The 523-nt window shown below is 64.4% G+C and carries 1 protein-coding gene; it reads right to left on the bottom strand.

What is annotated here, in order from left to right; all coding sequences use genetic code 11:
* Nucleotides 1-521: NAD(P)/FAD-dependent oxidoreductase (locus tag A5732_RS04135; RefSeq protein ID WP_253188996.1), on the bottom strand; the 521-nt coding region annotated here is incomplete at its 3' end.
* Nucleotides 522-523 lie beyond the last annotated feature (2 nt).

Raw genomic sequence — 523 nt, 5'->3', positions numbered from 1 at the left:
AACTCCTCCCGGCGGTGCACCAGGGTCACACTGCGGGCAAAGCGGGTCAAAAACGTGGCCTCCTCCATCGCCGAGTCCCCACCCCCGATCACCGCGATGTCCTGGTCCTTGAAAAAGAAGCCATCACAGGTCGCACACGAGCTCACGCCACGGCCCAGCAACTCCTGCTCACCGGGCACCCCCAAATACCGGGCGGCCGCGCCCATCGCCAAGATCACCGACCGCGCCCGCACCGCCTCACCCTCGGCGGTGGTCACCGTCTTGACCGGACCCTGCAGTGAGACGGATTCGACGTCTTCCATCCGCAGATCCGCCCCGAATCGCAACGCCTGCTCACGCATCTGATCCATCAACTCCGGACCGGTGATCCCGTCGCGAAACCCCGGGAAGTTCTCCACCTCGGTGGTCGTCATCAACGCCCCACCAAACGACGTCCCCTCAAACACCACCGGCGCCAACTGCGCTCGCGCGGTATACAACGCCGCGGTATACCCAGCAGGACCCGAACCAATAACGATCACGT

Source organism: Mycobacterium colombiense (assembly GCF_001953985.1).
GTDB classification, from domain to species: Bacteria; Actinomycetota; Actinomycetes; order Mycobacteriales; family Mycobacteriaceae; genus Mycobacterium; species Mycobacterium colombiense_B.
Note: the sequence above shows the minus strand (reverse complement) of the source record. Positions and strands in the feature narration are given on the sequence as shown.